The following is a 23,299-nucleotide window of genomic DNA, read 5'->3' on the forward strand; positions in this document are numbered from 1 at the left end:
ACTGACGTCTTGGCGTGAGGTGGTCACCGGTCGACGCCTCCCATCACGGGGTCGATGGACGCGACGGCGACGATGACGTCGGCGACCTGGCCGCCTTCGCACATCGCCGCCATGGCCTGCAGGTTGGTGAAGGACGGGTCGCGGAAGTGGACCCGGTAGGGGCGGGTGCCGCCGTCGGAGACGACATGGACGCCGAGTTCGCCCTTGGGGGACTCGACGGCGGTGTACGTCTGTCCGGCGGGGACCCGGAAGCCCTCCGTCACCAGCTTGAAGTGGTGGATCAGGGCTTCCATGGAGGTGCCCATGATGTTCCTGATGTGGTCGAGCGAGTTGCCGAGACCGTCGGCGCCGAGCGCGAGCTGGGCGGGCCAGGCGATCTTCTTGTCGGCGACCATGACCGGGCCGGGCTCCAGCCGGTCGATGCACTGCTCGATGATGCGCAGCGACTGGCGCATCTCCTCCAGCCGGATGAGGAAGCGTCCGTAGGAGTCGCAGGTGTCGGCGGTCGGGACGTCGAAGTCGTAGGTCTCGTAACCGCAGTACGGGTCGCTCTTGCGCAGGTCGTGCGGGAGTCCGGCGGAGCGGAGCACCGGGCCGGTGGCGCCGAGCGCCATGCAGCCGGTGAGGTCGAGGTAGCCGACGTCCTTCATCCGGGCCTTGAAGATGGGGTTGCCGGTGGCGAGCTTGTCGTACTCCGGCAGGTTCTTCTTCATGGTCTTGATGAACTCGCGCAGCTGGTCGACCGCGCCCGGGGGCAGGTCCTGTGCGAGGCCGCCGGGGCGGACGAACGCGTGGTTCATCCGCAGGCCGGTGAAGAGCTCGAAGAGGTCGAGAACCAGTTCACGATCGCGGAAGCCGTAGATCATGATCGTGGTCGCGCCGAGCTCCATGCCGCCGGTGGCGATGCACACCAGGTGCGAGGCGAGCCGGTTGAGCTCCATCAGCAGCACGCGGATGACGGTGGCCCGGTCGGGGATCTGGTCCTCGATGCCGAGGAGCTTCTCGACGCCCAGGCAGTACGCCGTCTCGTTGAAGAACGGCGTCAGGTAGTCCATCCGCGTGACGAAGGTGGTGCCCTGGGTCCAGTTGCGGAATTCGAGGTTCTTCTCGATGCCGGTGTGGAGGTAGCCGATGCCGCAGCGGGCCTCGGTGACGGTCTCGCCGTCGATCTCCAGGATGAGGCGGAGCACACCGTGCGTGGACGGGTGCTGGGGGCCCATGTTGACGATGATGCGCTCGTCGTCGGACTTCACCGCGGATTCGACGACCTCGTCCCAGTCGCCGCCGGTGACCGTATATACGGTCCCCTCGGTCGTGGCGCGAGGTGTTGCGTGGGGAGTGGTCATCAGGAGTACGACCTCCGCTGGTCCGGAGCCGGGATCTGGGCGCCCTTGTACTCGACGGCGATGCCGCCGAGCGGGTAGTCCTTGCGCTGCGGGAAGCCCTGCCAGTCGTCCGGCATCATGATCCGGGTCAGGGCCGGGTGCCCGTCGAAGACGAGCCCGAAGAAGTCGTACGCCTCGCGCTCGTGCCAGTCGTTGGTCGGGTAGATCTCGACGAGCGACGGGATGTGCGGGTCGCTGTCCGGGGCGGACACCTCCAGCCGGATCAGCCGGCCGTGGGTGAGCGAGCGCAGGTGGTAGACGGCGTGCAGCTCGCGGCCCTTGTCGCCCAGGAAGTGGACGCCGCTCACGCCCGTACAGAGCTCGAAGCGCAGGGCGGGGTCGTCGCGCAGGGTGCGGGCGACCTGGACGAGGTGCTCGCGGGCGATGTGGAAGGTCAGCTCGTCGCGGTCGACGACCGTCTTCTCGATGGCGTTCTCGGGAAGCAGGTCCTGCTCCTCCAGGGCCCCTTCGAGCTCGTCGGCCACCTCGTCGAACCAGCCGCCGTAGGGCCGGGAAGCGGCTCCCGGCAGGGTGACGGTGCGGACGAGGCCGCCGTAGCCGGAGGTGTCGCCGCCGTTGTTCGCGCCGAACATGCCCTTGCGTACGCGGATGACCTCGCCGCCGGTGTCGCGCGGGGCGGGTACGGCGTTGCCGTTCCGTCCCTCGCCGTGGGTGTGGTCGCTCACCGCAGCAGCCCCTTCATCTCGATCAGGGGCAGTGCCTTGAGGGCCGCTTCCTCGGCCTCACGGGCGGCCTCCTCCGCGTTGACCCCGAGCTTGCCGTCCTGGATCTTCTGGTGGAGCTTGAGGATGGCGTCCAGCAGCATCTCGGGACGGGGCGGACAACCCGGCAAATAGATATCGACCGGGACAATGTGATCAACACCCTGCACAATGGCGTAATTGTTGAACATTCCACCCGATGAAGCACAAACCCCCATGGAAATGACCCACTTGGGATTCGGCATCTGGTCGTAGACCTGGCGCAGGACGGGTGCCATCTTCTGGCTCACCCGTCCCGCGACGATCATCAGGTCCGCCTGTCGCGGCGATCCGCGGAAGACCTCCATCCCGAACCGGGCGAGGTCGTAGCGGCCGGCGCCGGTCGTCATCATCTCGATGGCGCAGCAGGCCAGCCCGAACGTGGCCGGGAAGACGGAGGACTTCCGCACCCAGCCCGCGGCCTGCTCGACCGTGGTCAGAACGAAGCCGCTCGGCAGTTTCTCTTCGAGTCCCATGGTGTGCCCCTCAGCCCCTCAGTCCCATTCCAGGCCGCCGCGACGCCACACATACGCATAGGCGACGAAGACGGTGAGCACGAAGAGCAGCATCTCCACGAGCCCGAAGATCCCCAGGGCGTCGAAGGAGACCGCCCAGGGATAGAGGAAGACGATCTCGATGTCGAAGACGATGAAAAGCATCGCCGTCAGGTAGTACTTGATGGGAAAGCGGCCGCCACCGGCCGGAGTCGGGGTGGGTTCGATACCGCACTCGTACGCTTCGAGCTTTGCCCGGTTGTAGCGCTTGGGGCCGATAAGCGTGGCCATGACCACGGAGAAGATCGCAAACCCTGCCCCGAGGGCGCCGAGCACGAGGATGGGCGCGTAGGCATTCACGCTCCTCGCTCCTTCCAGTCGTCCTTGACCTTTGGACCGCATCGGGCGACCGGCTCGCCACCTCACCAAGATCGTGCACATGTGAGGCAGTTCACAAGCCCGACTGCCCCGCATCCTATGCCCGGTCCCCTGTGATCTGCGACACGGGGTACGACAACGGCTTTGTGATCTCCACCACCTGACGAAGGATCATGAAGTCGTATGAGCGGTGATCTTCGTACGCGAAGCGGCCGAGTGATCACGAGACGTGACATTCCACGGCGTTACCGCTGGTCAAAGGCGCGCAGCGCTATCAATCGACGGCCTGTACAAGCAAATTGGCGGTGGACGGCCCGAGAGTGATAAGGGTGCCGCCCGATCCCGATGCTCACCCGGACGAGGGGCGGCCGGGACCGAAGGGGACATGTGCCCGCATTCACGAACTTCCGGATCGGACATCCGGCGACGCCCGCACGCCGGCTGCGGCGACGCCCCGCGCTCCGATTCCGGCCATGCACCGCACCCCGGTTCCGGCCACGGGCGCCCACGCGGGTCACGGGCGCGAGGGTTGCCCGTCGCGGTGGACTCACACTGTGACCTGCGCCACTCGGCTCCACGCCCCGGGAAACCGGGCTTGGCCATCGGTGTGAACGGATGGTAAGCGACGGGCAATTCGGGCGTATTACCGAAAGGCAGTGATCACGGGCCTGATCGCGGCCGCCCGATTTGCCCGTTACGGCGTCAATAAGGGCGCTCAGAAAGCGGATTCACAGATTCCGAACGTAACTGTGTCGCAACACACGTTTCTTGATGGGACCCCTACAGCCCTGATAGCGCTAGTACCCATGTCCCACACCGCTCACATACCCAGCCACCGGAAGCCCCGCCAGCGCGCCTCGAAGTCGGCACTGCGAGCCGGAGTTGCCGGTGGCGTCCTCAGCACCATCGCGGTCGCGGGTGCCGCCGGTCCGGCCCAGGCCGAGCCGGTGACCCAGACGATCGAGATGCCCACCATCACGTCCGGCTTCTCCACCGCTGTGGCCGCCTCCGCTCAGGCCACCCAGCAGGTCGCCCTCGACCTGGAGACCCAGGCCGACGAGGACGCCGCGGCCGAGAAGGCCGCGAAGACGGCCAAGAAGGCCCACGCCGAGGCCGTCCGCAAGGCCGAGGCCAAGAAGAAGGCCGAAGCCGCCGCGAAGGCCAAGGCCGAGGCGGAGGCAGAGGAGCGCGCCGAGCGCGCCTCCCGGACCGCCGAGCGCACGACGCTCAGCGCCTCCTCCGGCTCCTCGGACTCCACGGGCAGCTCCGCCTCCGCCCCGTCCTCCTCCTCGAACGTGAGCGGTTCCGCCGCCTCCATCGTGGCGTTCGCCAAGGCCCAGGTCGGCGACGCGTACGTCTCCGGCGGCACCGGCCCCAACGCGTGGGACTGCTCCGGCCTGGTCCAGGCCGCCTACCGCACGGCGGGCATCGACCTGCCGCGCGTCTCGCAGTCCCAGTCGACCGCCGGCACCCAGGTCTCCCTGGACAACCTCCAGCCCGGCGACATCCTGTACTGGGGCGGCGCGGGCAGCGCGTACCACGTGGCGATCTACGTCGGCGGCGGCGAGTTCGTCGGTGCGCAGAACTCCAGCACCGGCACGGTGCAGCGCTCCCTGGACTACGACCGGCCGACCGGCGCGGTCCGCGTTCTCTGATTCACAAGCGGTTCCCCGGGTGTTCGCCCGGAGAGCCGTCGCGCCCCCGGGCGCATCGGCGCACGGCTGAGGGCCGCCGCTCCCCCGCTCGGGGGCGGCGGCCCTTCGCCGTCGTCGCGGCGACGAGCAGCGCCAGGACCATCAGCAGGGCGCTCACCCGGACCGGAGACCGGTAGCCGAGCCCGGCGTCCAGGGCCAGTCCACCCGCCCACGGACCCACCGTCGCCCCCAGGTTGAACGCCGTCGTCGAGAAGGCGCCGGCCAGCGTCGGGGCCCCGGGGGCGAGGCCCAGCACCCGGGTGATCAGGGCGGTGCCCGTACCGAAGGCGAGCATGCCGAGGAGCGGAATCAGGGCCAGGGCGAGCACCGGGCTGCCCGCCGCCGGGGCGAGCGCCGCCCAGCCGGCGGTGAGGGCCGTCATGCCGGTGGCGACGACGGCGACCGGACGGGCGTCGGCGAACCGGCCCGCCACCGCGACCCCGGCGAACGAGCCCGCCCCGAAGAGCGCCAGGGCCACCGGCACCCACCCCGCGCCCAGGCCCGTCACCCGGGTCAGCAGCGGCTCCAGGTAGGAGAACGTGCAGAAGGTCGCCCCCTGCACCAGGGCCATCGTGAGCAGGGTCGGCCGCAGCAGGGGACCGGTCAGCGCGCGCAGTTCGTCCCGTACGGGTACGGGAGCGGCGGCCGCGCCCGTACCCCGGCCGCCCGGGATGGAGCGCAGGACGGCGAGGACGGCGGGCAGCGAGACGATCGCGACCGCCCAGAAGGCCGACCGCCACCCCCAGTGCTCCCCCAGCACCGCCCCGGCCGGTACGCCCACCACGCAGGCCACGGTCACACCGCCGACCACCACGGCGGTGGCGCGGCCCTTCAGCCGGTCGGGGACCAGCGCGACGGCCGTCGTCAGGGCCACCGCCCAGAAGCCCGCGTTGGCGAGGGCACCGACGAATCGGGTCGCGAGGAGCACGCCGTAGTGCGGGGTGAGCGCGCCGATCACATGGACGGCGACGAAGACGGCGAGGAAGAGGAGCAGGGCGCGACGGCGCGGCCAGGTGCGGCTGGTGAGCGCCATCAGGGGTGCGCCGACGACCATCCCGACGGCGAAGGCGGAGGTGAGGAGGCCGGCGGCGGAGAGGGAGACGCCGAGGTCGGCGGCGATGCCCGAGAGGAGCCCGGACAGCATGAATTCGGAGGTGCCCTGGGCGAAGACCGCGAGCCCGAGGACGTAGACGGCGAATGGCATGGGTGAGTAGCCCCTTGGACGGAACCGTCGGATGGACAGACAGACCGGTGTGCGGGGATACGGGCCGCGCGGACGGCCCCGCCGGAGATACGGCGGCGGCATGGCGCGAAGAAGTGCCCGGCGTCGATCGGCCGGTGGCACGAACCGCGTACGGCGGTGGTTCGGCACGTACGCGGGAGAGAACGGCCCGTACCCGCGGTGATCCGGCGGGGCGTGGAACCGTGATGGAGGGACCGGTGACCCGAGGGGTCAGTCGGTGAAGCTCAGCACGGACACGGCCACCGGCGCACCGGTGGCCGGAGTCTGTCGGACTCGGGGCCGGTCATGGGACGGGAGGTTACCGGATCAGCGGCGGCGCGGGCGGCGGTTCGGCCGCTCCTGCTCCTTGGCCGAGGTGGTGGGCGCGGGAAGCGCTTCGTACGCGGCGTCGAAGTCCTCGTCGTCGTCCGGCGTGGTCAGGTCCACGGCGAAGCGGGGCTCCAGGAAGAGGTCCTGGTGCTGGGGCAGCGAGGCGGTGGTCATGGCTGTCAGTCCTTGGGGTCGAGCAGCGCTGTAGCGGCTTGTTCCGTGCCCCGCCGGCCTGCGTTCGATGGTTTCGATATGAGAGTGCGTCAAAGAGAGTGGCACGCACCGCGTGCCGCCACGGTGGGCGGGGGCGGGCGGGCGCCGCCCGGTCCGGACTGCCGACAACCGGGGGCGCGCAAATCATCGCACACGATCACCCGGGGGGCCGAGGATTAAAGCCCGTGGTCCGGATCAGAGGACGACACGGAAGTGGGTGGTCAGTCGCCGGTCCTCACCCAGGACGTGGAACGCCAGCCCCGGGGGCTGGTCCCGGTCCGCCGGCCGGTCGCCCTCCCAGGGCATGCGCAGGGTCCAGGTGACGGCGGGGCCGACGATCAGGGGGCGGCCGCCGAAGACCGATGCGGCGGCCGTGTGGGCGTGTCCGGTGAGGACGGCGACGACCTGCGGATGGGCGGTGAGCAGGGCGGCGAGCCGCTCGGGCTCCTGGAGCATCCCGGCGTCCGGCAGCGGGTGGTGGAGTTCGACGGGCGGCTGGTGGAAGGCGATCAGCGCGGGAACGTCGTCGGGCAGCCCGGTGAGCGTGGCGTCGATCCAGGCGAGCGTCCCGGCGTCGAGGCGGCCCTCGTCCCGGCCCGGGATCGTGGAGTCGCACATCAGGACGGCGTTTCCGGCGATGCGGTGGACCCGGTTGACGGGCGCGGTGTCCGGGGCCTCCCCGAGGAAGGCCTTGCGGTAGGCGGGGCGGGCGTCGTGGTTGCCGGGGCAGGCGAGCACGGGGAACGGCGCGTCCAGCAGCCGTACGGCCTCCTCGTACTCGGCCTCGGTCGCGTGGTCGGCGATGTCCCCGGTGACCAGCAGCGCGTCGACCGGCCGGGGCAGCGCCCGCAGATGGTCCATGACGCGGACGGCACGTCGCGTCGCGCGTTCGCTGCCGTCCAGGTGCAGATCGCTGATCTGAGCAAGCAGCATGAGCAGCCCTTCCCCCTCTAATGCTCATTCTCGTTTCTTCCATTAGGACTCTAGAGTGGGGAGCGCAGACGTTCAAGAGGCGTGAGAGGAGCGGCCGGTGAGCGAGCGGCCCGTGATGGAACTGGCGGGCACCATCCGCCACGACGGGGACGGCGGCGTCCTCGACGACCTCGGCACGCTCGAAGGGGCGGCCCGGTGGATCCGGCGGCAGACCGGACTGCTGAGCAGCCCCGCCCCGGCCGGAGAGCCCATCGGCGCCGAGGAGCCCGTACACGCCCCGGAGTTCGTCGTCGACGAGGAGTTCAGGGACGCGGTCATCGGTGTACGGCGGGCCGTCCGGGCCCTGTTCGCGCGGGTGGTCAGCCCTGCCCCGCCCAGCCCGGCCGACGCCCACCGCCTGATGCCCGCCGACGAGGCCCTGGCCCTCCTCAACGCGGCCGCCGCCCGGGAGCCCGTGGCCCCGCAACTGCGCTGGCCCGCCGAAGGCCCGCCCACGGCCGGGCTGCTGTCGGCCGAGGCCGATCCACGCGTACGGCTGGTCGCGGCGCTGGCGCGCGACGCCGTCGACTTCCTGATCGGGCCGGAGCGCGAGCGGCTACGGGCCTGCCACGCACCGCGCTGCGTACGGTATTTCGTCAGGAGCCACGGCCGGCAGGAGTGGTGCAAGCCGTCCTGCGGCAACCGGGCGCGGGTGGCCCGCCACTACGAGCGCACCCGCGCGGCGGACCCTTCGTGAACCGCCCGGAACGTCCCGTGCGGCCTCAGGCCTTCGGGGCCACCTTCGACAGGCCGTTGATGATGCGGTCCATCGCGTCGCCGCCCTGCGGGTCGGTCAGGTTGGCCAGCATCTTCAGGGTGAACTTCATCAGCAGCGGGTGGGTCAGACCGCGCTGGGTGGCGAGCTTCATGATCTTGGGGTTGCCGATCAGCTTCACGAAGGCGCGGCCCATCGTGTAGTAGCCGCCGTAGGTCTCCTTGAGCACCTTCGGGTAGTTGTTCAGGGCCAGTTCACGCTGGGCGGGGGTGGCGCGGGCGTGGGCCTGGACGATGACGTCGGCGGCGATCTGGCCCGACTCCATGGCGTACGCGATGCCTTCGCCGTTGAACGGGTTGACCATGCCGCCCGCGTCGCCGACGAGCAGAAGGCCCTTGGTGTAGTGCGGCTGGCGGTTGAAGGCCATCGGGAGGGCGGCGCCGCGGATCGGCATCGTCATGTTCTCCGGGGTGTAGCCCCAGTCCTCCGGCATCGAGGCGCACCAGGCCTTGAGGACCTCGCGCCAGTCCAGCTCCTTGAAGGCGGAGGAGGAGTTGAGGATGCCGAGGCCGACGTTGGAGGTGCCGTCGCCCATGCCGAAGATCCAGCCGTAGCCGGGCAGCAGCCGGTCCTCGGCGCCGCGTTTGTCCCACAGCTCCAGCCAGGACTCCAGGTAGTCGTCGTCGTGGCGGGGCGAGGTGAAGTACGTACGGACGGCGACGCCCATCGGGCGGTCCTCACGGCGGTGCAGGCCCATCGCGAGCGAGAGCCGGGTGGAGTTGCCGTCGGCGGCCACCACGAGCGGGGCGTGGAAGGTGACCGGGGTCTTCTCCTCGCCGATCCTCGCCTCGACGCCGGTGATCCGGCCGGTGCGCTCGTCGCGGATGGGCGCGCCCACGTTGCAGCGCTCGTGCAGCCGGGCGCCGGCCTTCTGCGCCTGGCGGGCCAGCTGCTCGTCGAAGTCGTCGCGCTTGCGGACCAGTCCGTAGTCCGGGTAGGAGGCGAGGTCCGGCCAGTCCAGCTGGAGCCGGACGCCGCCGCCGATGATGCGCAGGCCCTTGTTGCGCAGCCAGCCCGCCTCCTCGGAGATGTCGATCCCCATGGCGACGAGCTGTTTCGTGGCGCGGGGCGTGAGCCCGTCGCCGCAGACCTTCTCCCGCGGGAAGGCGGTCTTCTCCAGGAGCAGGACGTCCAGTCCGGCCTTGGCGAGGTAGTACGCGGTCGTGGAGCCGGCAGGGCCCGCTCCGACGACGATGACATCCGCGCTGTGCTCGGAGAGGGGCTCGGTCACGGTCGGATCTCCCGAAGACTCGAATTCGCGTGCCGCGCGGCACATGTCCCGTGCAGTCTATGGGGGCCTGCGAACCAACCCTCCGAAGGGCTCCCTCATGTCGATCGCGCCTGCCACGCCCCATGCTTCGGCCCCCGCCGTACGCCTCCGTGTTCCGACCGACGAGGACGCCCTGACCTGGCACCGGGTCTTCGACGACCCCGAGGTGATGGAGTTCTTCGGAGGCCGGCGGGCGGATTTCTCCGTGTACGAGGAGCTCACCGCGCGCCAGCGCCGGCACGACGCGGAGCTCGGCTACTGCCTGTGGACCGTCACGGACGAGGAGGACGCCGTGCTCGGCTTCACCGGGGCGCAGCCGTGGCCGCACACGCATTACGGGCCGGTGGGCGCGACCGAGATCGGCTGGCGGCTGGGGCGTGCGGCGTGGGGCCGCGGATACGCCTCCGCCGCCGCCCGCATCACGCTGGAGCGGCTGCGGGCGGCGGAGGTCGGCGAGGTGGTCGCGATGATCCACTCCCGTAACGGCCGGTCCATGGCGGTGGCGGAGCGCCTCGGAATGCGGCGCGCGGAGTCGTACGACACCCCGCGCGGCCAGGAGGCGGTCTGCTTCCGGCTGGAGCTGTGAGACCGGGGCCGTTACGGGATCAGGCGCGGGTGGCCCGGTGCAGGGCCACCACGCCGCCGGTCAGGTTGCGCCAGGCGACGCTCGACCAGCCCGCCTTCTGGAGCAGTGCGGCGAGGGCGGGCTGGTCGGGCCAGTCGCGGATGGACTCGGCGAGGTAGACGTACGCGTCCGGGTTGGAGGACACCGCGCGGGCGGCCGGCGGGATCGCCCGCATCAGGTACTCCGTGTAGACCGTGCGGAACGGGGTCCAGGTCGGCTGGGAGAACTCGCAGATCACGACCCGGCCGCCGGGCTTCGTCACCCGGTACAGCTCGCGCAGCGCGACATCGGTGTCCTGGATGTTGCGCAGCCCGAAGGAGATCGTCACGGTGTCGAACGTCTCGTCCTTGAACGGCAGCCGCATACCGTCGCCCGCGGTGAACGGCATCCACGGGTGGCGCTCCTTGCCGACCTTGAGCATGCCGAGCGAGAAGTCGCACGGCACGACATAGGCGCCCGCCTTCACGAAGGGCTGCGAGGAGGTCGCGGTGCCCGCCGCCAGGTCGAGGATCTTCTGCGCGGGGCGGGCGTCGACCGCCGCCGCGACCGCCTTGCGCCACAGCCGGGCCTGGCCGAGCGAGATCACGTCGTTGGTCAGGTCGTAGTTGGCCGCCACACCGTCGAACATCGAGGCGACTTCGTGCGGCTGCTTTTCCAGGGAGGCTCGGGTCACCGTTCCATTCAAGCAGCCGCACCACCGGGATCAGTGAGGGCGGTCGCCCGCGATGGCCACGCCCTCCGCTCCCGGCGGTGCGGGGCGTGGTCGCTGACCGCGTAGTGCTGGGCGGCCCGGTTGTCCCAGAACGCGACGGGCGCCGTTCCAGCACAGCGCTTCGCGCGGGCACCAGGATCCGCCGGGGAGCGAGACGCCTCCGGACCGGTACGTGGACGGGTAACGGACCGGCGCACACACCGTCCCGAACCGATCTTCACTTCTCTTCAACCTTTCCGGCACACGGGCGCTCTGTAAGGGGTGGGGGTCGAGGAGAGAGGGGAGGGCGGATGCCGGCAGGGGCTGAGCCCGCCATGGCGGACGGCGAGCGCGCCGCGTTCGAGGCGTACGCCAGGACCGGGCAGCGCCGGCTGTACCGGACGGCCTACCTGCTGTGCGGGGACGTCGAGGGCGCGCAGGACCTGACGCAGACGACGCTCGCCAAGCTGTTCCAGCACTGGCGCAGGGCGAGCCGGGCGGACAACCTCGACGCCTACGCCAAGACCGTGCTGGTGCGCACCTTCGTGGCCGAACGCCGCCGTACCGTACGCGATCTGCTCGCCCACAACCGCGACGCGCCCCGCCCCCAGCCCAATCCCGCACCGGGCGCCGACCTCCGGGTCACGCTGCTCGCCCTGCTCGCCGAACTTCCGCCCCGGGCACGGGCGATGGTCGTCCTGCGCTACTGGGACGACCTGAGCGTGGAGACCGTGGCCTCGCTGCTGCGGTGCAGCGAGTCGACGGTGAAGAGCCAGTGCTCGCGTTCGCTCCTCCGCCTGCGCGCCCGGATGGGCGACGTCCAGCTCTACTCCACCGGAAGCTGAGGGCCGGTCATGACCCCTGAACCGTACGAGCGCCTGTCGCCCCGCACACGCGACGAAGAACTGAGCCGGGCCGAAGAGCTCTGCAGGGACGAAGAGTTGTTCCGGGACGTCCTGCACCGGACCGTCGGCCCGCTGTCCCTCCAGCCTGACCTGGTCTCCGACGCCGTGCGGGAGGGCCACCGGCGGCGGGCCAGGGCCCGGGCGTTCGCGGTCGCGGGCGCCTTCGTCGCGGTCACCGCCGTGACCCTGGGCCTCTCCGTGCTCGGCCCCTGGCTGTCGTCCGGGCCGGACCCGGAACCCGCCGCGCCCGCCGGACCGTCCCTCTCCCTGCCCGCCACCACGCCCACCCCGTCCCCCCGACGTACGGAGCACTCCACCGACATGCCGAGCCCCACCGCCGTCCCCGTGCCGACGGAGTCCGCGGCCGTGCCGCCCGTACCCCCCGGGCCGCCCGAGCCGTCCCTGTCGGTCCCGCCCGGACTCGGCTCCCAGGAAGCGCAGCGCCTGGAGGGCTTCCGGCGGCAGGCGGCCCGGGCCCTGGACGCCCTGCTGCCCGCGTCGGTCGGCACCGTCCGGCCCGTCGGCGACGGACCGGGGAGCTACGAGGGGCGGCGCGGCTCCGTCGTGCACACCGTCCGCCTGTCGGTGCGCCCGGACCCGGGGAGCCCCGAGCCCGCCTGCCGCGACCTCCCGGAGAAGGGGCTGACCTGCGAGCCCGTCACCCTGGACGACGGCACGCCGGCCCGGGCGTTCCGGCAGCCCGGCGCGGACCGGCCGGGCACGGAGGTCTCGCTCCACTACCGGTCCGGCCGCAGCACGGTGGCGCTGTCCGTCGCGCCCGCGCGGTCCGGGGCGGACGGTGCGGCCGTCACCGCGGGGGACCTGGTGCGGGTCGCCCAGAGCCCGTGGTTCCGGGAGCTGATCGCGTACGCCGACGAGCACCCGGTGGCGTGGAGCGGGGCCGCCTCGTGACGCGCCGCCGCACGACCGGCACGCTGCCGCCCGCGTACGGGCGGCCGGAGCGCGACGAGGACACGTTCCGGCTGCGCGTGCCGCCGCCCCGGACGCCGGAACGGACCGGGAGCGGTCCGAGGAGCGGTTCCCGGGACGACTCCCGGGACGGCTCGGGGCGCGGTTCCCGGGACGGCTCCCGGCGCGGCTCACGGTCCGCTCCCCGTTCCCGGTCCGCGGCGCGGACCCGGGTGCGGCGTCGGCAGCGGAACCGGCGCCGGGCGGTCGGCCTCGCCGTGCTGACGCTCGCGGTGGCGGCGGGCGCGGCGCTTCTCGTCGGCCGCCCCTGGCAGGACGGCGGCCCGGCGGACGCCGCCCCGGCCCCGTCCCGTACGGCGCCGGAGGGCGGACCGGACAACGCCTCCGAGCCGCTGGAGGACGCCCCCGAGCCCACTCCCCCGCCGACCCCGTCCACATCACCGTCGGCCGGGGCGGACACGGACACCGACACCCCCAGGGCCGAGGACATCCCCGCCTCGGGGCCCGGCACGTTCACCGTGGCCCGTGCGGGCGTCACGGCGAAGGGCAAGGGCAGCGCCTACCGGGTCGAGGTGGAGGACGGCATCGGCGTCGACCCGGACCGGGCCGCCGCCGGCATCGCCGCGGTGCTCGCCGATCCGCGCGGCTGGGGCCACGGCGGCGAGCGCTCGTTCCGCCAGGTCGCCGACGGATCGGCCGGGCTGGTGATCAGGATCGCCACCCCGGCGACCACGGACCGGATGTGCGGCGCGTACGGCCTCAAGACGCGCGGCGAGGTCAACTGCCGGGGCGGCGAGAAGGTGATGGTCAACCTGAAGCGCTGGCAGCTCGGTTCGCCGCAGTTCGACGGGCCCGTCGCGGAGTACCGGGCGCTGATCATCAACCACGAGGTCGGCCACTGGCTGGGGCGCGGCCACGAGACCTGCCCGGGGAAGGGCCGCCCCGCGCCCGCGATGATGCAGCAGATCGACGGGCTGAAGGGCTGCGTCGCCAACGCCTGGCCGTACGACGCGAAGGGGCGCTACCTGGGCGGCCCGAAGGTGCCCTGACGTCCGCCGGGGAAGCGGGCCTCAGCGCTCGCGGTGCACGAGCCGCCCCGCGAGCACCGTCGCCACGCAGGGCCGGGGCCCCCCGCCGTACAGCGCCGCCTCGTCGGGCACGTCGAAGACGGCGAGGTCGGCCCGGCCGCCCGCGGTCAGCGGTCCGTGTGCCGTACGCGCCAGATCGCCGCCCGCCGCGAAGGGGTCCAGGTCCGGCACCCCTTCGCGTACAAGCGGGGGCCCTCCGGGCAGGGCAGCGACCTGGACCAGACCCGACCGGGCGACGGCCGTGCGCAGCGCCGGGTCGTCCGCGCCGAACGGGCCCGCCACATGCGTGGTCCCGTGGCGCAGCATCCGCTGGAGGCCGCGTCGCACGCTGCCGGCCCGCCGGGTCGCGTCCGCCGCCGCCGCGATCCGCTCGAACGCCTCGCCCCACAGCGGGAGTCCGCCGAGCTCGTCGGCCTCGCGCGGGTCGGGGTGGTAGCAGCCGGTGAGCAGCTCACGGGCCCGGTCCTGGCGCAGTCCGGGCGTGAGGAGGCCGGGCCAGCGGCGGACCCGGGCGGCCGGGTACGCGGCGGCGACCTCCTCGTACGGGCCGAGGGCCGCGATCCGGTCGCCGTCGACCGCGACCGCCCCGTCCGCGACGGCCGCCGCGCCCACCGGGAGGACCAGGGGCGCGGCATGAATCGTCAGCACGGGGCGAGGCCCTAGTTGGCGCTGAGGAGCTTCAGCTCCGGGTGGGCGGTACCGCCCTCGATCGCGGTGGACGAGATGTGCGAGACGACGCGCTCGTCGACCGGGTCCATCGCCGGGTCGTCGTGCACGACGAGGTGCTCGTACGTCGTGGCGCGCTGGGCCGGGACGCGGTCGGCCTTGCGGATCAGGTCGATGATCTCCAGCCGGTTGGAGCGGTGCTTGGCCCCGGCCGAGGAGACGACGTTCTCCTCCAGCATGATCGAGCCGAGGTCGTCCGCGCCGTAGTGCAGCGACAGCTGGCCGACCTCCTTGCCGGTGGTCAGCCAGGAGCCCTGGATGTGGGCCACGTTGTCGAGGAAGAGCCGGGCGATGGCGATCATCCGCAGGTACTCGAAGAGCGTGGCCTGCGTACGGCCCTTCAGCTTGTTGTTCTCCGGCTGGTAGGTGTACGGGATGAAGGCGCGGAAGCCGCCGGTGCGGTCCTGGACGTCCCGGATCATCTTCAGGTGCTCGATGCGCTCGGCGTTGGTCTCGCCGGTGCCCATCAGCATGGTGGAGGTGGACTCGACACCGAGGCCGTGCGCGATCTCCATGATCTCCAGCCAGCGCTCGCCGGACTCCTTGAGCGGGGCGATGGCGGTACGCGGCCGGGCGGGCAGCAGTTCGGCGCCCGCACCGGCGAAGGAGTCGAGCCCGGCGGCGTGGATGCGGCTGATGGCCTCCTCGGCGGAGACCTTCGAGATCCGGGCCATGTGCTCGATCTCGGAGGCGCCGAGCGAGTGGATGACCAGCTGCGGGTACGCCTTCTTGATCGCGGAGAAGTGCTCCTCGTAGTACTCCACGCCGAAGTCCGGGTGGTGGCCGCCCTGGAACATGATCTGGGTGCCGCCCAGCTCCACGGTCTCCGCGCAGCGGCGCAGGATGTCGTCGAGGTCGCGGGTCCAGCCCTTGTCGGTGTCCTTGGGCGGGGCGTAGAAGGCGCAGAACTTGCAGGCCGTGACGCACACGTTGGTGTAGTTGATGTTGCGCTCGATGATGTACGTCGCGATGTGCTCCGTACCGGCGTAGCGGCGTCGGCGTACGGCGTCCGCGGCGGCGCCCAGCGCGTGCAGCGGCGCGGACCGGTAGAGGTCGAGCGCCTCCTCCGGGGTGATCCGACCGCCTTCGGCGGCTCGGTCGAGGACGGGCTGAAGGTCGGCCTTCTCGGTCACCGGGCTGTCACCTTTCGGCGGTTTTTTGAGGATCCACGGACCGATCCAGCGTACGCCAGCCCCTTGCGCGATCAGTCGCCGGACCGGGTGAGCTTCCCGTACGGGAGCCCGGCGGCGCGTTCCTTCGAGCGGTAGTCCAGGGTGCCGTCCTCGGCGAGGCGGAAGACCAGGTCGGCCTCGGTGGTGGTGCACAGGCCGGGGGTGCTGGGGCGGTCCGGATCCGTGGCCTCGCGGATGTTCAGCTCCGTCGCGGTGCCGGAGGCGAGGGTGCCGACGCTGTTGCAGGTGACGGTGATGCCGAGCTGGGAGATCGTCGTGCTCATCCGGACGACCTGCTCACCGCGCTTGCCCTCGGTGAAGACGGCGGTGAGGGTGCCGTGGGGCTGGCCGGTCGTCCTCTCGGTGACCGGCCCCTTCCAGGTGCCGACGTACGCCTTCGGCAGCGCGGCCGCCGGGGCCTCGCTCGCGGCGTCGTCGGACTCGGCGGGCGACGGCTTCTCCCCTGCCGGTGGGGTGGCGGACCTCGACGGGGTCGCGGCGGCGTCGTTGCCCCGGTCCCGGTCGGCGTCGCCGCCCGGGAGGAGTCCGTCGAGCAGTCCCGTGCCGAGGGTGACGACGGCGAGCGCGCCGGCCACGGCCAGGGCGACCGTGCAGCTGACCCGGCGGCCGCGGCGCTCCCCGGTGGTCTGCCGGTTCTCGGCGCTGACGGTCAGGGAGAGGCGGGGGTCGCCGGTGCGCTGCCCCGGCAGGCCGCTCGCGCCGTGCGGGCTGTGCGTGCCGTCGCCGCCCTGCCGGTAGGTCCCGGCGTGCGCCGGGAGCGGGGGCGCGGTGGGGGCGGACTTGGCACGCGGCGGCATCGGTGGCGGAGGCGGGGGCGGCGTCCCGTAGTCGTCCTGCGGATGCGGCGTCCCGTACGCGTCGTCCTGCGGATGCGGCGTCCGGTACGGCACGTCGTCCTGCGACGCTTCCCGCGGCGCTTCCGGTGACGCTTCACGCAGTGCTTCCTGCGGGTGCGCCGTCCGGCCCGGCGCTTCCTGCGCGGCTTCCTGCACACGCGGTGTCCCGTACGGCGCCTCCTGCGGGTTCGGGGCGGGTGGGCCGAATTCCCCGGGCCGGCCCGGGGCGGCCTCCCCCGGCCAGGGCCGGGGCCCGGCCCCCGCCCCCAGCGACGCGCTGCTGAACGGCACCGGACCCGACTGCACCGGCGCGTCCTGCGGTTCCAGGTCCAGCAGGGCCACCGCGGACCGGCTGACCTCGCGCACCAGCCGGCCCGGCAGCCAGCCGCCCGCCACCATCGCCGCCGCCCCCTCGGGAGCGAGTGCGCGGGCGAGGTCGGCCGGGGCCGGGCGGTCCGCCGGGTCCTTGGCGAGGCAGCCCGCGACCACCTCGCGCAGCTCGCCCTCCAGTTCGCCCAGTTCGGGTTCCTCGTGGACCACCTTGTAGAGGAGTACGGCGGAGGAGTCGCCCGGGAAGGGGGCCGCGCCCGTCGCCGCGTACGCGAGGACCGCGCCCAGCGAGAAGACGTCGGCCGCGCCGGAGACGTCCCGGCCCCGGATCTGCTCGGGCGCCATGTAGCCGGGCGAGCCGACGGAGACGCCGGTGGAGGTGAGCGAGACGGTCGCACCGAGGGCCCGGGCGATGCCGAAGTCGATGAGGCGGGGGCCGTCGAGGGCGAGCAGCACGTTGGACGGCTTCACGTCGCGGTGGACGATGCCCTGGCCGTGGACGACCGCGAGGGCCTCGGCGAGACCCGCGCCCAGGGTGCGCACCGCGTGTTCGGGCAGCGGGCCGTGCTCGGTGATCGCCTGGGAGAGCGGTGGCCCGGCGACGTACCCGGTCGCCACCCACGGCACCGGCGCGTCCGGGTCGGCGTCCAGGACCGGGGCCGTCCACTGGGCGCCGATGCGCCGGGCGGACTCCACCTCGCGCCGGAACCGGGCGCGGAACTGCTCGTCGAGGGCGAAGTGGGGGTGGACGACCTTGACCGCGACCGTACGGCCGCCCGCGCTGCGCCCCAGATAGACCCGGCCCATGCCGCCCGCGCCGAGCCTGCCGAGCAGCCGGTAGGCACCGATGGTGTGCGGTTCGCCCGCTTCCAGCGGCTGCATATGGACTCCCCCTGTGAACCCTGCGGACGGTGAACCCGTGGACGGCAATCCCTGTGGACGCTCCGGAATCCCTGTGGACGGTCCGGACCCGGACCGAAGCCTAGGGGGCGGCACCGGCGCGGTCACCGGGAAACGGCCGGACCATTCCCCCCTCTCCGGTCAGGAGGGGATCATTTCGCCCCGGGGAAAGGCGCGAATGTGTTGTTCCGGCGCCCCGCCGTCAATTCTCTGCCCAGGAACGGGAAAGGGAATTCCCGCCCTTTCCCGGGCCTCGGCTCAGCCGCCGAGCAGCTCCACCCGGACATCGGCCGGGTAGCCGGTGTCCTGTCCCGTCCGGCGGGCGAACTCGCGGACGCCGGCCAGCTGGTCCGGGCCGAAGCGGAAGTCGAGCGTCGTGAAGTACTGCTCCAGCACCTTCGCGTCGAAGGCCTCCCAGCGGGCGGCCTGCTCCGCGACCTTGGTGACCTCCTCCAGCGAGAGGTCCCGGGAGGCCAGGAACGCCTCGTGGACCTGGGCCGTCCGCTCGGGGTGCGTGGCCAGGAAGTCCTTGCGGGCCGCCCAGACGGCGAAGACGAACGGCAGCCCCGTCCACTCCTTCCACATCTGGCCCAGGTCGTGGACCTGGAGCCCGAGCCGGGGGGCGTCGTGGAGGTTGGCGCGCAGCGCGGCGTCGCCGATCAGCACGGCGGCGTCCGCTTCCTGCATCATCAGGCCCAGGTCGGGCGGGCAGGTGTAGTAGTCGGGCCGGACGCCGTAGCGCTCGGCCAGCAGCAGCTGGGCCAGCCGCACCGAGGTGCGGGAGGTCGAGCCGAGCGCCACCCGGGCCCGGTCGAGCTGCTCCAGCGGCAGCTGGGAGACGATCACGCAGGACATCACGGGTCCGTCGCAGCCGACCGCGATGTCCGGGAACGCCACCAGGTCGTCGGCGTTGCGCAGGTACTCCACGAGGGTGACCGGGCCGATGTCCAGATCCCCCCTGATCAGCTGCTCGCTGAGCCGCTCCGGGGTGTCCTTGGAGAGCTCCAGGTCGAGCAGGGTTCCCGTCCGGGCCAGGCCCCAGTACAGCGGGAGGCAGTTCAGGAACTGGATGTGGCCGACGCGGGGCCGGCTGCGACGGTCGTCGTCGCCTTCACGGGGGGAGACGGTTGAATTGTCCACATCGCGAGGCTAGACCCGCATCCGGCCACGGGCACCACCGGGGCCAGCGCGCCCCGCCCCGCGCCCCCGCCCGCTCTCCGCTCCGCGCCCCCTTCGGGAGGCCCTCGGGCGGTCTTCCTCCGGACGCCCGACGAGCCAGTCAAACCTTCGGGTGAAGTGATCTTTCCCTCTACCGCTCTCCAGAGACTGCGTGCTAGGCTCGCCCGCAAGTTGCAGTTTGGTTTCCCTTGCAGTACAGAGCCTGCGGAGCATGTAACCCGCAGGCTTTTGTAGTTTTCAGACTTGTTTGCAGGTTCTGGAGCAGGGCAACCCTTTGGCCCAAGGAGGGCTTATGGCTACCGGAACCGTCAAGTGGTTCAACGCTGAAAAGGGCTTCGGCTTCATCGCCCAGGACGGCGGCGGCCCGGATGTCTTCGTTCACTACTCCGCGATCAACGCGTCCGGGTTCCGCTCCCTCGAGGAGAACCAGGTCGTGAACTTCGACGTCACTCAGGGACCCAAGGGTCCGCAGGCTGAGAACGTCACCCCGGCCTAGTTGCCCGGGTCGGTCGATCGCGGCCGCACATAGCAGTACCCAAGGAGCCCCGTTCCCCCGCTTCGGCGGAGGAACGGGGCTCCTGCCCGTATACGGTCCGGGGCCCGTCAGGGCCGGCGGCCCACGGCGGACCTGGCGGCGACCGCGTCGGCCGGGTCCCAGCCCGCACGCGGCACCGAGGCCAGCAGCAGCCGGGTGTAGGGGTCGCGCGGGCCGGCCAGCACCTCGGCGGTCGGGCCCTGTTCGACGGCCGTTCCGCGCCGCATCACGACGACCTCGTCGGTGATGTGCTGCACCACCGCCAGGTCGTGGCTGACGAAGACCAGGGCCACCCCGGTGTCCCGGCGGATCCCGTCCAGCAGCTGGAGGATCTGGGCCTGGATCGACACGTCGAGCGCCGCCACCGCCTCGTCCAGGACCAGCACCTTCGGGTCGACGGCGAGCGCGCGGGCGATGGCCAGGCGCTGCCGCTGCCCGCCGGAGAGCCCGTGCGGCAGGGCCTCGGCCTCGCGGGCGCCGAGGCCCACCCGGTCCAGCAGCCCGTCGGCCAGGGCGGCTTGCCTGCCGTGCAGCCGCAGCGCGGTGGTGAGGCAGCGGCGGGCGGTGAGCCGGGGGTCGAGCGAGAGGTAGGGGTCCTGGAAGACCATCTGGATCTCCCGCGCCCGGGCCAGCCGGGCCGCCCTGCCGCGCGGGGCGGTGAGCCCCCGGGCCCGCCCCTCGACCCGGACCGTCCCGGCGTCCGGGCGGACCAGGCCCACCAGCATCCGGGCCACGGTCGTCTTGCCGGAGCCGGACTCCCCGACGATCCCGAGCGAACCGCCCGCCGGAACGGTGAAGCCGATGCCGTCGGCGGCGGTCAGGCGGCCCTTGCCGGGCAGCGGGTAGGTCTTGCGCAGCCCCTCGACCCCGAGCAGCGGTGCGGGGTCCGTCACCAGCGGTTCCTTTCCCAGCGGGAGCGTCATCGGCTGCCGCCCTTCTTCTGTGACTGAGCTGCGGATACGGGTACGGGTCCGGCCCCGGGGGCGAGTACGGGCAGTCGGCGGCAGGAGGCGGAGCCCGTAGCGACGTCCGCGAGGGTCACCGGTTCGGGCTGCCAGCTCGCGCACTCCGGTTCGGCGTCCGGGCAGCGGTCGGCGAAGGGGCAGCCCGTGAAGGCGTCGGCCAGCGAGGGCGGCTTCCCCGGGATCGGCCGGATCTCCCGGTGCTTCTCCCCCAGCGTCGGAGAGCAGTCCAGCAGCCCCCGGGTGTAGGGGTGGCGGGGCCGCTCGAACAGGGCCCCGGCGGTCTGCTCCTCGACGACGCGGCCCGCGTACATCACGTACACACGGTCGCAGTAGGCGGCGGCCAGGTGCAGATCGTGCGTGATGAACAGCAGGCCGAGGCCGCGCTCGGCGCGCAGGGTGCGCAGGAGGGCGAGGATCTCCGCCTGGGTGGTGACGTCCAGGGCGCTGGTCGCCTCGTCGGCCAGCAGCAGCCGGGGCTCGGCGGCCAGCGCGCCGGCGATGACGACGCGCTGGAGCATTCCGCCGGAGAGCTCGTGCGGGCGCTGGCGGACCCGGCGCTCCGGATCGTCGAGCCCTACGGCGTCCAGCAGCTCGACCGCCCGGGACCGGGCCGCCCGGCCGGTCACCCCGGTCCCGGCGGCGGCGAGCCGCTCGACGAGGAAGTCGTCGATGCGGCGGACGGGGTTGAGGGCGGCGCGCGGGTCCTGATGGACCAGGGCGACGGTCCGGGCCCGGTGGGCACGCAGTTCCTCGCCGCGCAGGGCGAGGACGTCGCGGCCCGCCACCCGTACGGAACCGTCGAGGGCTGTTCCCTCGGGGAGCGTGCGCAGGGCGGCCTTGGCGGTCGTGGACTTCCCGGAGCCGGACTCGCCGACCAGGCCGACGACTTCGCCGCTCGCGACCCGCAGGGACACCTGGTCCAGGACGGGGCGGGCGGTGCCGGGGAGACGGAGGGTGAGGCGGTCGATGTCGAGGAGCACGGGGTCACTTCCCGGTGCGGCATGGGCCGCTGTGTCGTGTCCTGCTGTGTCGTGTCCCGGTGCGGTGTGTCCCGGTGCGGCGTGCGCCGCTGTGTCGTACGGCATGGGTCCTACCTCCCGTTGGCGAGTCGGTCGGCGGCCCGGACCCCGACGACGTTGAAGGAGACGACCACCAGGGCGATGGCGACGCCGGGCACGAGAGACGGCAGCAGGGCGCCCTGGACGACGGCGGCCTGTCCCTCCTGGACCATCAGGCCCCAGTCGGAGCTGGGCGGCTGGGCGCCGAAGCCGAGGTAGGAGAGCGTGGCCAGGGACATCAGGGCCTCGCCGAAGAGGACCACCAGATAGCCGATGACGGAGCGGCCGAGGTTGGGCACGAGGTGGAAGGCGCAGATCCGCAGGCCGCCCATGCCCTGGACGCGGTAGGCGTCGATGTAGGGCTTGCGGCGCTCCACGATGGCCACCGAGCGGGTGTACTTGGCGACGGTCGGCGTGTACGCGAGGCCGAGGGCCAGCACGGAGGTGGTCATTCCGGCACCGAATACCGCGATGATCAGCACGGTGAAAAGCAGCCCCGGGAACGCGTACATGACGTCGGTGAGCCGGGAGATCACGGTGTCTGCCCAGCCGCCGCGCCAGGCCGCCAGGGTGCCGAGCGCGATGCCGAGCACGGCGGCGATGGCGAGCAGCAGCGCCGGGGCGACGAGGCTGGTGCGGGCCCCGTACAGCACCCGCGACAGCAGGTCCTGGCCGGAGGAGTCGGTGCCGAGGAGGTGGTCGCCGGTGGTCCCGGCCAGCGAGGCGGAGAGGTCGATGGCGTCGGGGGCGTACGGGGCGAGCAGCGGGGCGAGCAGGGCGGCGAGCACCACCAGGCCGAGGACCGCGCCCGCGAGGATCGCGCCGTAGGGACGCCGGGCGGTCGCCGTCTTCTTCACCAGAGCCGGAGCCGGGGCCGGGGCGAGGGCCGGGGCGGTCATACGGCGGCCTCCTTCACGCGCGGGTCGAGCAGCGGGTGGACGAGGTCGACGAGGGTGGTGACCACGATGTAGCCGGTGACCATGAGCAGCAGCACCGCCTGGGCGACCGGGAAGTCGTGGGTGTTGATCGCGCCGACGAGCAGCGAGCCGATGCCGCTGATCCCGAACGCGGTCTCCACGACGACCGTGCCGGCCAGCATCCCGGCCATGACCAGCCCGCACATGGTGACGATCGGGCCCAGCGCGTTGCGCAGGATGTGGCGGCGCACGATCTCGCGCTCCGGGATGCCGGAGGAGCGGGCGGCCTCCACATGGTCGGCGGCTCCGGCGTCGGCCATCGCCTGCCGGGTGACCCGGCTGATGATGGCGAGCGCGCCGAGCGCCAGGGCCAGGGCGGGCAGGGTCAGATGGTGCAGGGTGCCGGTGAAGCCCTCGCCGCCGCCGGTGACCGGGAACCAGCCGAGCCGGACGCCGAAGACGGCGGCGAGCGCGATGGCGGAGACGAACGAGGGGACCGAGGCCGCCAGCGTCGTACCGCCGACCACGGCCGAATCCACCCAGGTGCCGCGCCGGACGGCGGCGAGGATGCCCGCGCCGACGCCGAGGACGACGAAGAGGACGGTCGCGTACGCCACCAGGGCCAGGGTCGTCGGGAAACGGGCGACGAGCAGATCGGCCACCTGGTCGCTGTACTTGAAGGAGCGGCCGAGGTCGAAGTGGAGGCAGTCGCCGAGCCAGCGGCCGTACTGCACGACGAGGGGCTCGTCGAGGTGGTACTGCGCCCGGACCAGCTCCAGCTTCTCGGGGGTGAGTTTGTCGCGGCCGCCGGCCAGGAAGACGGCGGGGTCGCCGGGGGCCGCGTACACGGCGGCGAAGATGACGAAGGAGGCGGCGAGGAGGGTGGCCAGCAGTCCGGCCAGCCGCCGGGAGATCCGGGCGAGCATC

24 protein-coding genes and 1 pseudogene are annotated in these 23,299 nt (G+C 72.4%); 7 read left to right on the forward strand and 18 right to left on the reverse strand.

What is annotated here, in order from left to right:
* Positions 1–23 precede the first annotated feature (23 nt).
* The 4 genes from AC0VY3_RS31795 to AC0VY3_RS31810 are packed head-to-tail and all read right to left on the reverse strand — an operon-like array spanning position 24 to position 3,000.
* Positions 24–1,346 carry an NADH-quinone oxidoreductase subunit D gene (locus tag AC0VY3_RS31795; protein WP_103508382.1) on the reverse strand — a complete coding sequence of 441 codons (1,323 nt, stop codon included), beginning with the start codon at positions 1,344–1,346 and terminating at the stop codon, positions 24–26.
* A complete protein-coding gene (locus AC0VY3_RS31800; RefSeq protein WP_475551173.1) occupies positions 1,346–2,071 on the reverse strand; it encodes an NADH-quinone oxidoreductase subunit C in 726 nt (241 codons plus the stop codon). The genes AC0VY3_RS31795 and AC0VY3_RS31800 overlap by 1 nt, the downstream gene beginning before the upstream one ends.
* Positions 2,068–2,622, reverse strand: coding sequence for a NuoB/complex I 20 kDa subunit family protein (locus AC0VY3_RS31805; protein ID WP_018490715.1), 555 nt, complete (start codon positions 2,620–2,622; stop codon positions 2,068–2,070). The genes AC0VY3_RS31800 and AC0VY3_RS31805 overlap by 4 nt, the downstream gene beginning before the upstream one ends.
* An 18-nt stretch (positions 2,623–2,640) precedes the next feature.
* Positions 2,641–3,000: an NADH-quinone oxidoreductase subunit A gene (locus tag AC0VY3_RS31810; RefSeq protein ID WP_003967084.1), complete on the reverse strand. Its 360-nt coding sequence runs from the start codon at positions 2,998–3,000 to the stop codon at positions 2,641–2,643.
* 824 nt (positions 3,001–3,824) lie between these two features.
* Between AC0VY3_RS31810 and AC0VY3_RS31815 the strand changes: the two genes are divergently transcribed.
* Entirely contained in the window at positions 3,825–4,673 is an 849-nt protein-coding gene (locus AC0VY3_RS31815) for a C40 family peptidase (RefSeq protein WP_103508380.1), read from the forward strand.
* Position 4,674: 1 nt separating this feature from the next.
* Here the strand turns inward: AC0VY3_RS31815 and AC0VY3_RS31820 are convergent, their stop codons facing one another.
* From AC0VY3_RS31820 to AC0VY3_RS31830, 3 genes are all read right to left on the reverse strand, one after another.
* On the reverse strand, positions 4,675–5,916 hold the full coding sequence (locus tag AC0VY3_RS31820) for a Cmx/CmrA family chloramphenicol efflux MFS transporter (protein ID WP_475551174.1): 1,242 nt from the start codon (positions 5,914–5,916) through the stop codon (positions 4,675–4,677).
* 345 nt (positions 5,917–6,261) lie between these two features.
* Positions 6,262–6,438: a hypothetical protein gene (locus AC0VY3_RS31825; protein ID WP_181010793.1), complete on the reverse strand. Its 177-nt coding sequence runs from the start codon at positions 6,436–6,438 to the stop codon at positions 6,262–6,264.
* A 234-nt stretch (positions 6,439–6,672) separates the two neighbouring features.
* Positions 6,673–7,410: a metallophosphoesterase gene (locus AC0VY3_RS31830; RefSeq protein WP_242741590.1), complete on the reverse strand. Its 738-nt coding sequence runs from the start codon at positions 7,408–7,410 to the stop codon at positions 6,673–6,675.
* Between the two features lie 115 nt (positions 7,411–7,525).
* Between AC0VY3_RS31830 and AC0VY3_RS31835 the strand changes: the two genes are divergently transcribed.
* Complete coding sequence (locus tag AC0VY3_RS31835; RefSeq protein WP_475551767.1) at positions 7,526–8,146, forward strand: CGNR zinc finger domain-containing protein; 621 nt, start codon at positions 7,526–7,528, stop codon at positions 8,144–8,146.
* Positions 8,147–8,171: 25 nt separating this feature from the next.
* Here AC0VY3_RS31835 and AC0VY3_RS31840 read toward each other — a convergent pair whose 3' ends face one another.
* Entirely contained in the window at positions 8,172–9,455 is a 1,284-nt protein-coding gene (locus tag AC0VY3_RS31840; protein ID WP_103508376.1) for a geranylgeranyl reductase family protein, read from the reverse strand.
* Positions 9,456–9,552: 97 nt separating this feature from the next.
* Between AC0VY3_RS31840 and AC0VY3_RS31845 the strand changes: the two genes are divergently transcribed.
* Entirely contained in the window at positions 9,553–10,080 is a 528-nt protein-coding gene (locus tag AC0VY3_RS31845) for a GNAT family N-acetyltransferase (RefSeq protein ID WP_475551175.1), read from the forward strand.
* A gap of 19 nt (positions 10,081–10,099) precedes the next feature.
* On the opposite strand, the gene AC0VY3_RS31850 is transcribed toward AC0VY3_RS31845, so the two are convergent.
* Together AC0VY3_RS31850 and AC0VY3_RS31855 are read right to left on the reverse strand one after the other, a co-directional pair.
* A complete protein-coding gene (locus AC0VY3_RS31850; RefSeq protein WP_103508374.1) occupies positions 10,100–10,792 on the reverse strand; it encodes a demethylmenaquinone methyltransferase in 693 nt (230 codons plus the stop codon).
* Between the two features lie 30 nt (positions 10,793–10,822).
* Positions 10,823–10,929 (reverse strand): annotated as a pseudogene (locus tag AC0VY3_RS31855) (taurine dioxygenase); the annotation flags it as partial.
* A gap of 216 nt (positions 10,930–11,145) precedes the next feature.
* Here AC0VY3_RS31855 and AC0VY3_RS31860 point away from each other — a divergent pair.
* From AC0VY3_RS31860 to AC0VY3_RS31870, 3 genes are read left to right on the forward strand one after another with little or no spacing between them, the layout of a single operon-like run.
* On the forward strand, positions 11,146–11,655 hold the full coding sequence (locus AC0VY3_RS31860; protein ID WP_103508373.1) for a SigE family RNA polymerase sigma factor: 510 nt from the start codon (positions 11,146–11,148) through the stop codon (positions 11,653–11,655).
* A 9-nt stretch (positions 11,656–11,664) separates the two neighbouring features.
* Positions 11,665–12,627, forward strand: a complete 963-nt coding sequence (locus tag AC0VY3_RS31865) for a hypothetical protein (protein ID WP_475551176.1) — start codon at positions 11,665–11,667, stop codon at positions 12,625–12,627.
* The gene (locus AC0VY3_RS31870) at positions 12,624–13,694 is read left to right on the forward strand and encodes a DUF3152 domain-containing protein (RefSeq protein ID WP_475551177.1); all 1,071 of its coding nucleotides are present in this window, start codon (positions 12,624–12,626) and stop codon (positions 13,692–13,694) included. The genes AC0VY3_RS31865 and AC0VY3_RS31870 overlap by 4 nt, the downstream gene beginning before the upstream one ends.
* A gap of 21 nt (positions 13,695–13,715) precedes the next feature.
* Here AC0VY3_RS31870 and AC0VY3_RS31875 read toward each other — a convergent pair whose 3' ends face one another.
* The 4 genes from AC0VY3_RS31875 to AC0VY3_RS31890 all read right to left on the reverse strand — a co-directional run bounded on the left by AC0VY3_RS31875 (position 13,716) and on the right by AC0VY3_RS31890 (position 18,858).
* Complete coding sequence (locus tag AC0VY3_RS31875; protein ID WP_103507938.1) at positions 13,716–14,381, reverse strand: imidazolonepropionase-like domain-containing protein; 666 nt, start codon at positions 14,379–14,381, stop codon at positions 13,716–13,718.
* Between the two features lie 11 nt (positions 14,382–14,392).
* Positions 14,393–15,592, reverse strand: coding sequence for a cyclic dehypoxanthinyl futalosine synthase (mqnC, locus tag AC0VY3_RS31880; RefSeq protein ID WP_103507937.1), 1,200 nt, complete (start codon positions 15,590–15,592; stop codon positions 14,393–14,395).
* A 71-nt stretch (positions 15,593–15,663) separates the two neighbouring features.
* Positions 15,664–17,700 (reverse strand): serine/threonine-protein kinase, encoded by a 2,037-nt coding sequence (locus tag AC0VY3_RS31885; protein WP_103507936.1) that lies wholly within the window; start codon positions 17,698–17,700, stop codon positions 15,664–15,666.
* A 276-nt stretch (positions 17,701–17,976) separates the two neighbouring features.
* A complete protein-coding gene (locus tag AC0VY3_RS31890; protein WP_103507935.1) occupies positions 17,977–18,858 on the reverse strand; it encodes a menaquinone biosynthetic enzyme MqnA/MqnD family protein in 882 nt (293 codons plus the stop codon).
* 331 nt (positions 18,859–19,189) lie between these two features.
* Here AC0VY3_RS31890 and AC0VY3_RS31895 point away from each other — a divergent pair, with 331 nt between their 5' ends.
* On the forward strand, positions 19,190–19,393 hold the full coding sequence (locus AC0VY3_RS31895) for a cold-shock protein (protein ID WP_003967102.1): 204 nt from the start codon (positions 19,190–19,192) through the stop codon (positions 19,391–19,393).
* A 107-nt stretch (positions 19,394–19,500) separates the two neighbouring features.
* Here the strand turns inward: AC0VY3_RS31895 and AC0VY3_RS31900 are convergent, their stop codons facing one another.
* From AC0VY3_RS31900 to AC0VY3_RS31915, 4 genes are all read right to left on the reverse strand, one after another.
* Positions 19,501–20,355: an ABC transporter ATP-binding protein gene (locus tag AC0VY3_RS31900; RefSeq protein ID WP_103507934.1), complete on the reverse strand. Its 855-nt coding sequence runs from the start codon at positions 20,353–20,355 to the stop codon at positions 19,501–19,503.
* Positions 20,352–21,377 (reverse strand): ABC transporter ATP-binding protein, encoded by a 1,026-nt coding sequence (locus tag AC0VY3_RS31905; protein ID WP_475551768.1) that lies wholly within the window; start codon positions 21,375–21,377, stop codon positions 20,352–20,354. Before AC0VY3_RS31905 ends, AC0VY3_RS31900 begins: the two co-directional genes overlap by 4 nt.
* Before the next feature lie 110 nt (positions 21,378–21,487).
* Positions 21,488–22,354, reverse strand: coding sequence for an ABC transporter permease (locus AC0VY3_RS31910; RefSeq protein ID WP_103507932.1), 867 nt, complete (start codon positions 22,352–22,354; stop codon positions 21,488–21,490).
* Entirely contained in the window at positions 22,351–23,298 is a 948-nt protein-coding gene (locus tag AC0VY3_RS31915; RefSeq protein ID WP_103507931.1) for an ABC transporter permease, read from the reverse strand. Before AC0VY3_RS31915 ends, AC0VY3_RS31910 begins: the two co-directional genes overlap by 4 nt.
* Position 23,299: the final 1 nt, after the last annotated feature.

The sequence above is a fragment of the Streptomyces sp. iso_384 genome (genome assembly GCF_056172905.1).

Excerpts from the sequence above, each read along its gene's own strand:
- AC0VY3_RS31795 (WP_103508382.1), bottom strand. The coding sequence starts at position 1,346 with ATGACCACTCCCCACGCAACACCTCGCGCCACGACCGAGGGGACCGTA.
- AC0VY3_RS31805 (WP_018490715.1), bottom strand. The coding sequence starts at position 2,622 with ATGGGACTCGAAGAGAAACTGCCGAGCGGCTTCGTTCTGACCACGGTC.
- AC0VY3_RS31815 (WP_103508380.1), top strand. The coding sequence starts at position 3,825 with ATGTCCCACACCGCTCACATACCCAGCCACCGGAAGCCCCGCCAGCGC.
- AC0VY3_RS31820 (WP_475551174.1), bottom strand. The coding sequence starts at position 5,916 with ATGCCATTCGCCGTCTACGTCCTCGGGCTCGCGGTCTTCGCCCAGGGC.
- AC0VY3_RS31825 (WP_181010793.1), bottom strand. The coding sequence starts at position 6,438 with ATGACCACCGCCTCGCTGCCCCAGCACCAGGACCTCTTCCTGGAGCCC.
- AC0VY3_RS31830 (WP_242741590.1), bottom strand. The coding sequence starts at position 7,410 with ATGCTGCTTGCTCAGATCAGCGATCTGCACCTGGACGGCAGCGAACGC.
- AC0VY3_RS31835 (WP_475551767.1), top strand. The coding sequence starts at position 7,526 with ATGGAACTGGCGGGCACCATCCGCCACGACGGGGACGGCGGCGTCCTC.
- AC0VY3_RS31845 (WP_475551175.1), top strand. The coding sequence starts at position 9,553 with ATGTCGATCGCGCCTGCCACGCCCCATGCTTCGGCCCCCGCCGTACGC.
- AC0VY3_RS31860 (WP_103508373.1), top strand. The coding sequence starts at position 11,146 with ATGGCGGACGGCGAGCGCGCCGCGTTCGAGGCGTACGCCAGGACCGGG.
- AC0VY3_RS31865 (WP_475551176.1), top strand. The coding sequence starts at position 11,665 with ATGACCCCTGAACCGTACGAGCGCCTGTCGCCCCGCACACGCGACGAA.
- AC0VY3_RS31885 (WP_103507936.1), bottom strand. The coding sequence starts at position 17,700 with ATGCAGCCGCTGGAAGCGGGCGAACCGCACACCATCGGTGCCTACCGG.
- AC0VY3_RS31895 (WP_003967102.1), top strand. The coding sequence starts at position 19,190 with ATGGCTACCGGAACCGTCAAGTGGTTCAACGCTGAAAAGGGCTTCGGC.
- AC0VY3_RS31900 (WP_103507934.1), bottom strand. The coding sequence starts at position 20,355 with ATGACGCTCCCGCTGGGAAAGGAACCGCTGGTGACGGACCCCGCACCG.
- AC0VY3_RS31910 (WP_103507932.1), bottom strand. The coding sequence starts at position 22,354 with ATGACCGCCCCGGCCCTCGCCCCGGCCCCGGCTCCGGCTCTGGTGAAG.
- AC0VY3_RS31915 (WP_103507931.1), bottom strand. The coding sequence starts at position 23,298 with ATGCTCGCCCGGATCTCCCGGCGGCTGGCCGGACTGCTGGCCACCCTC.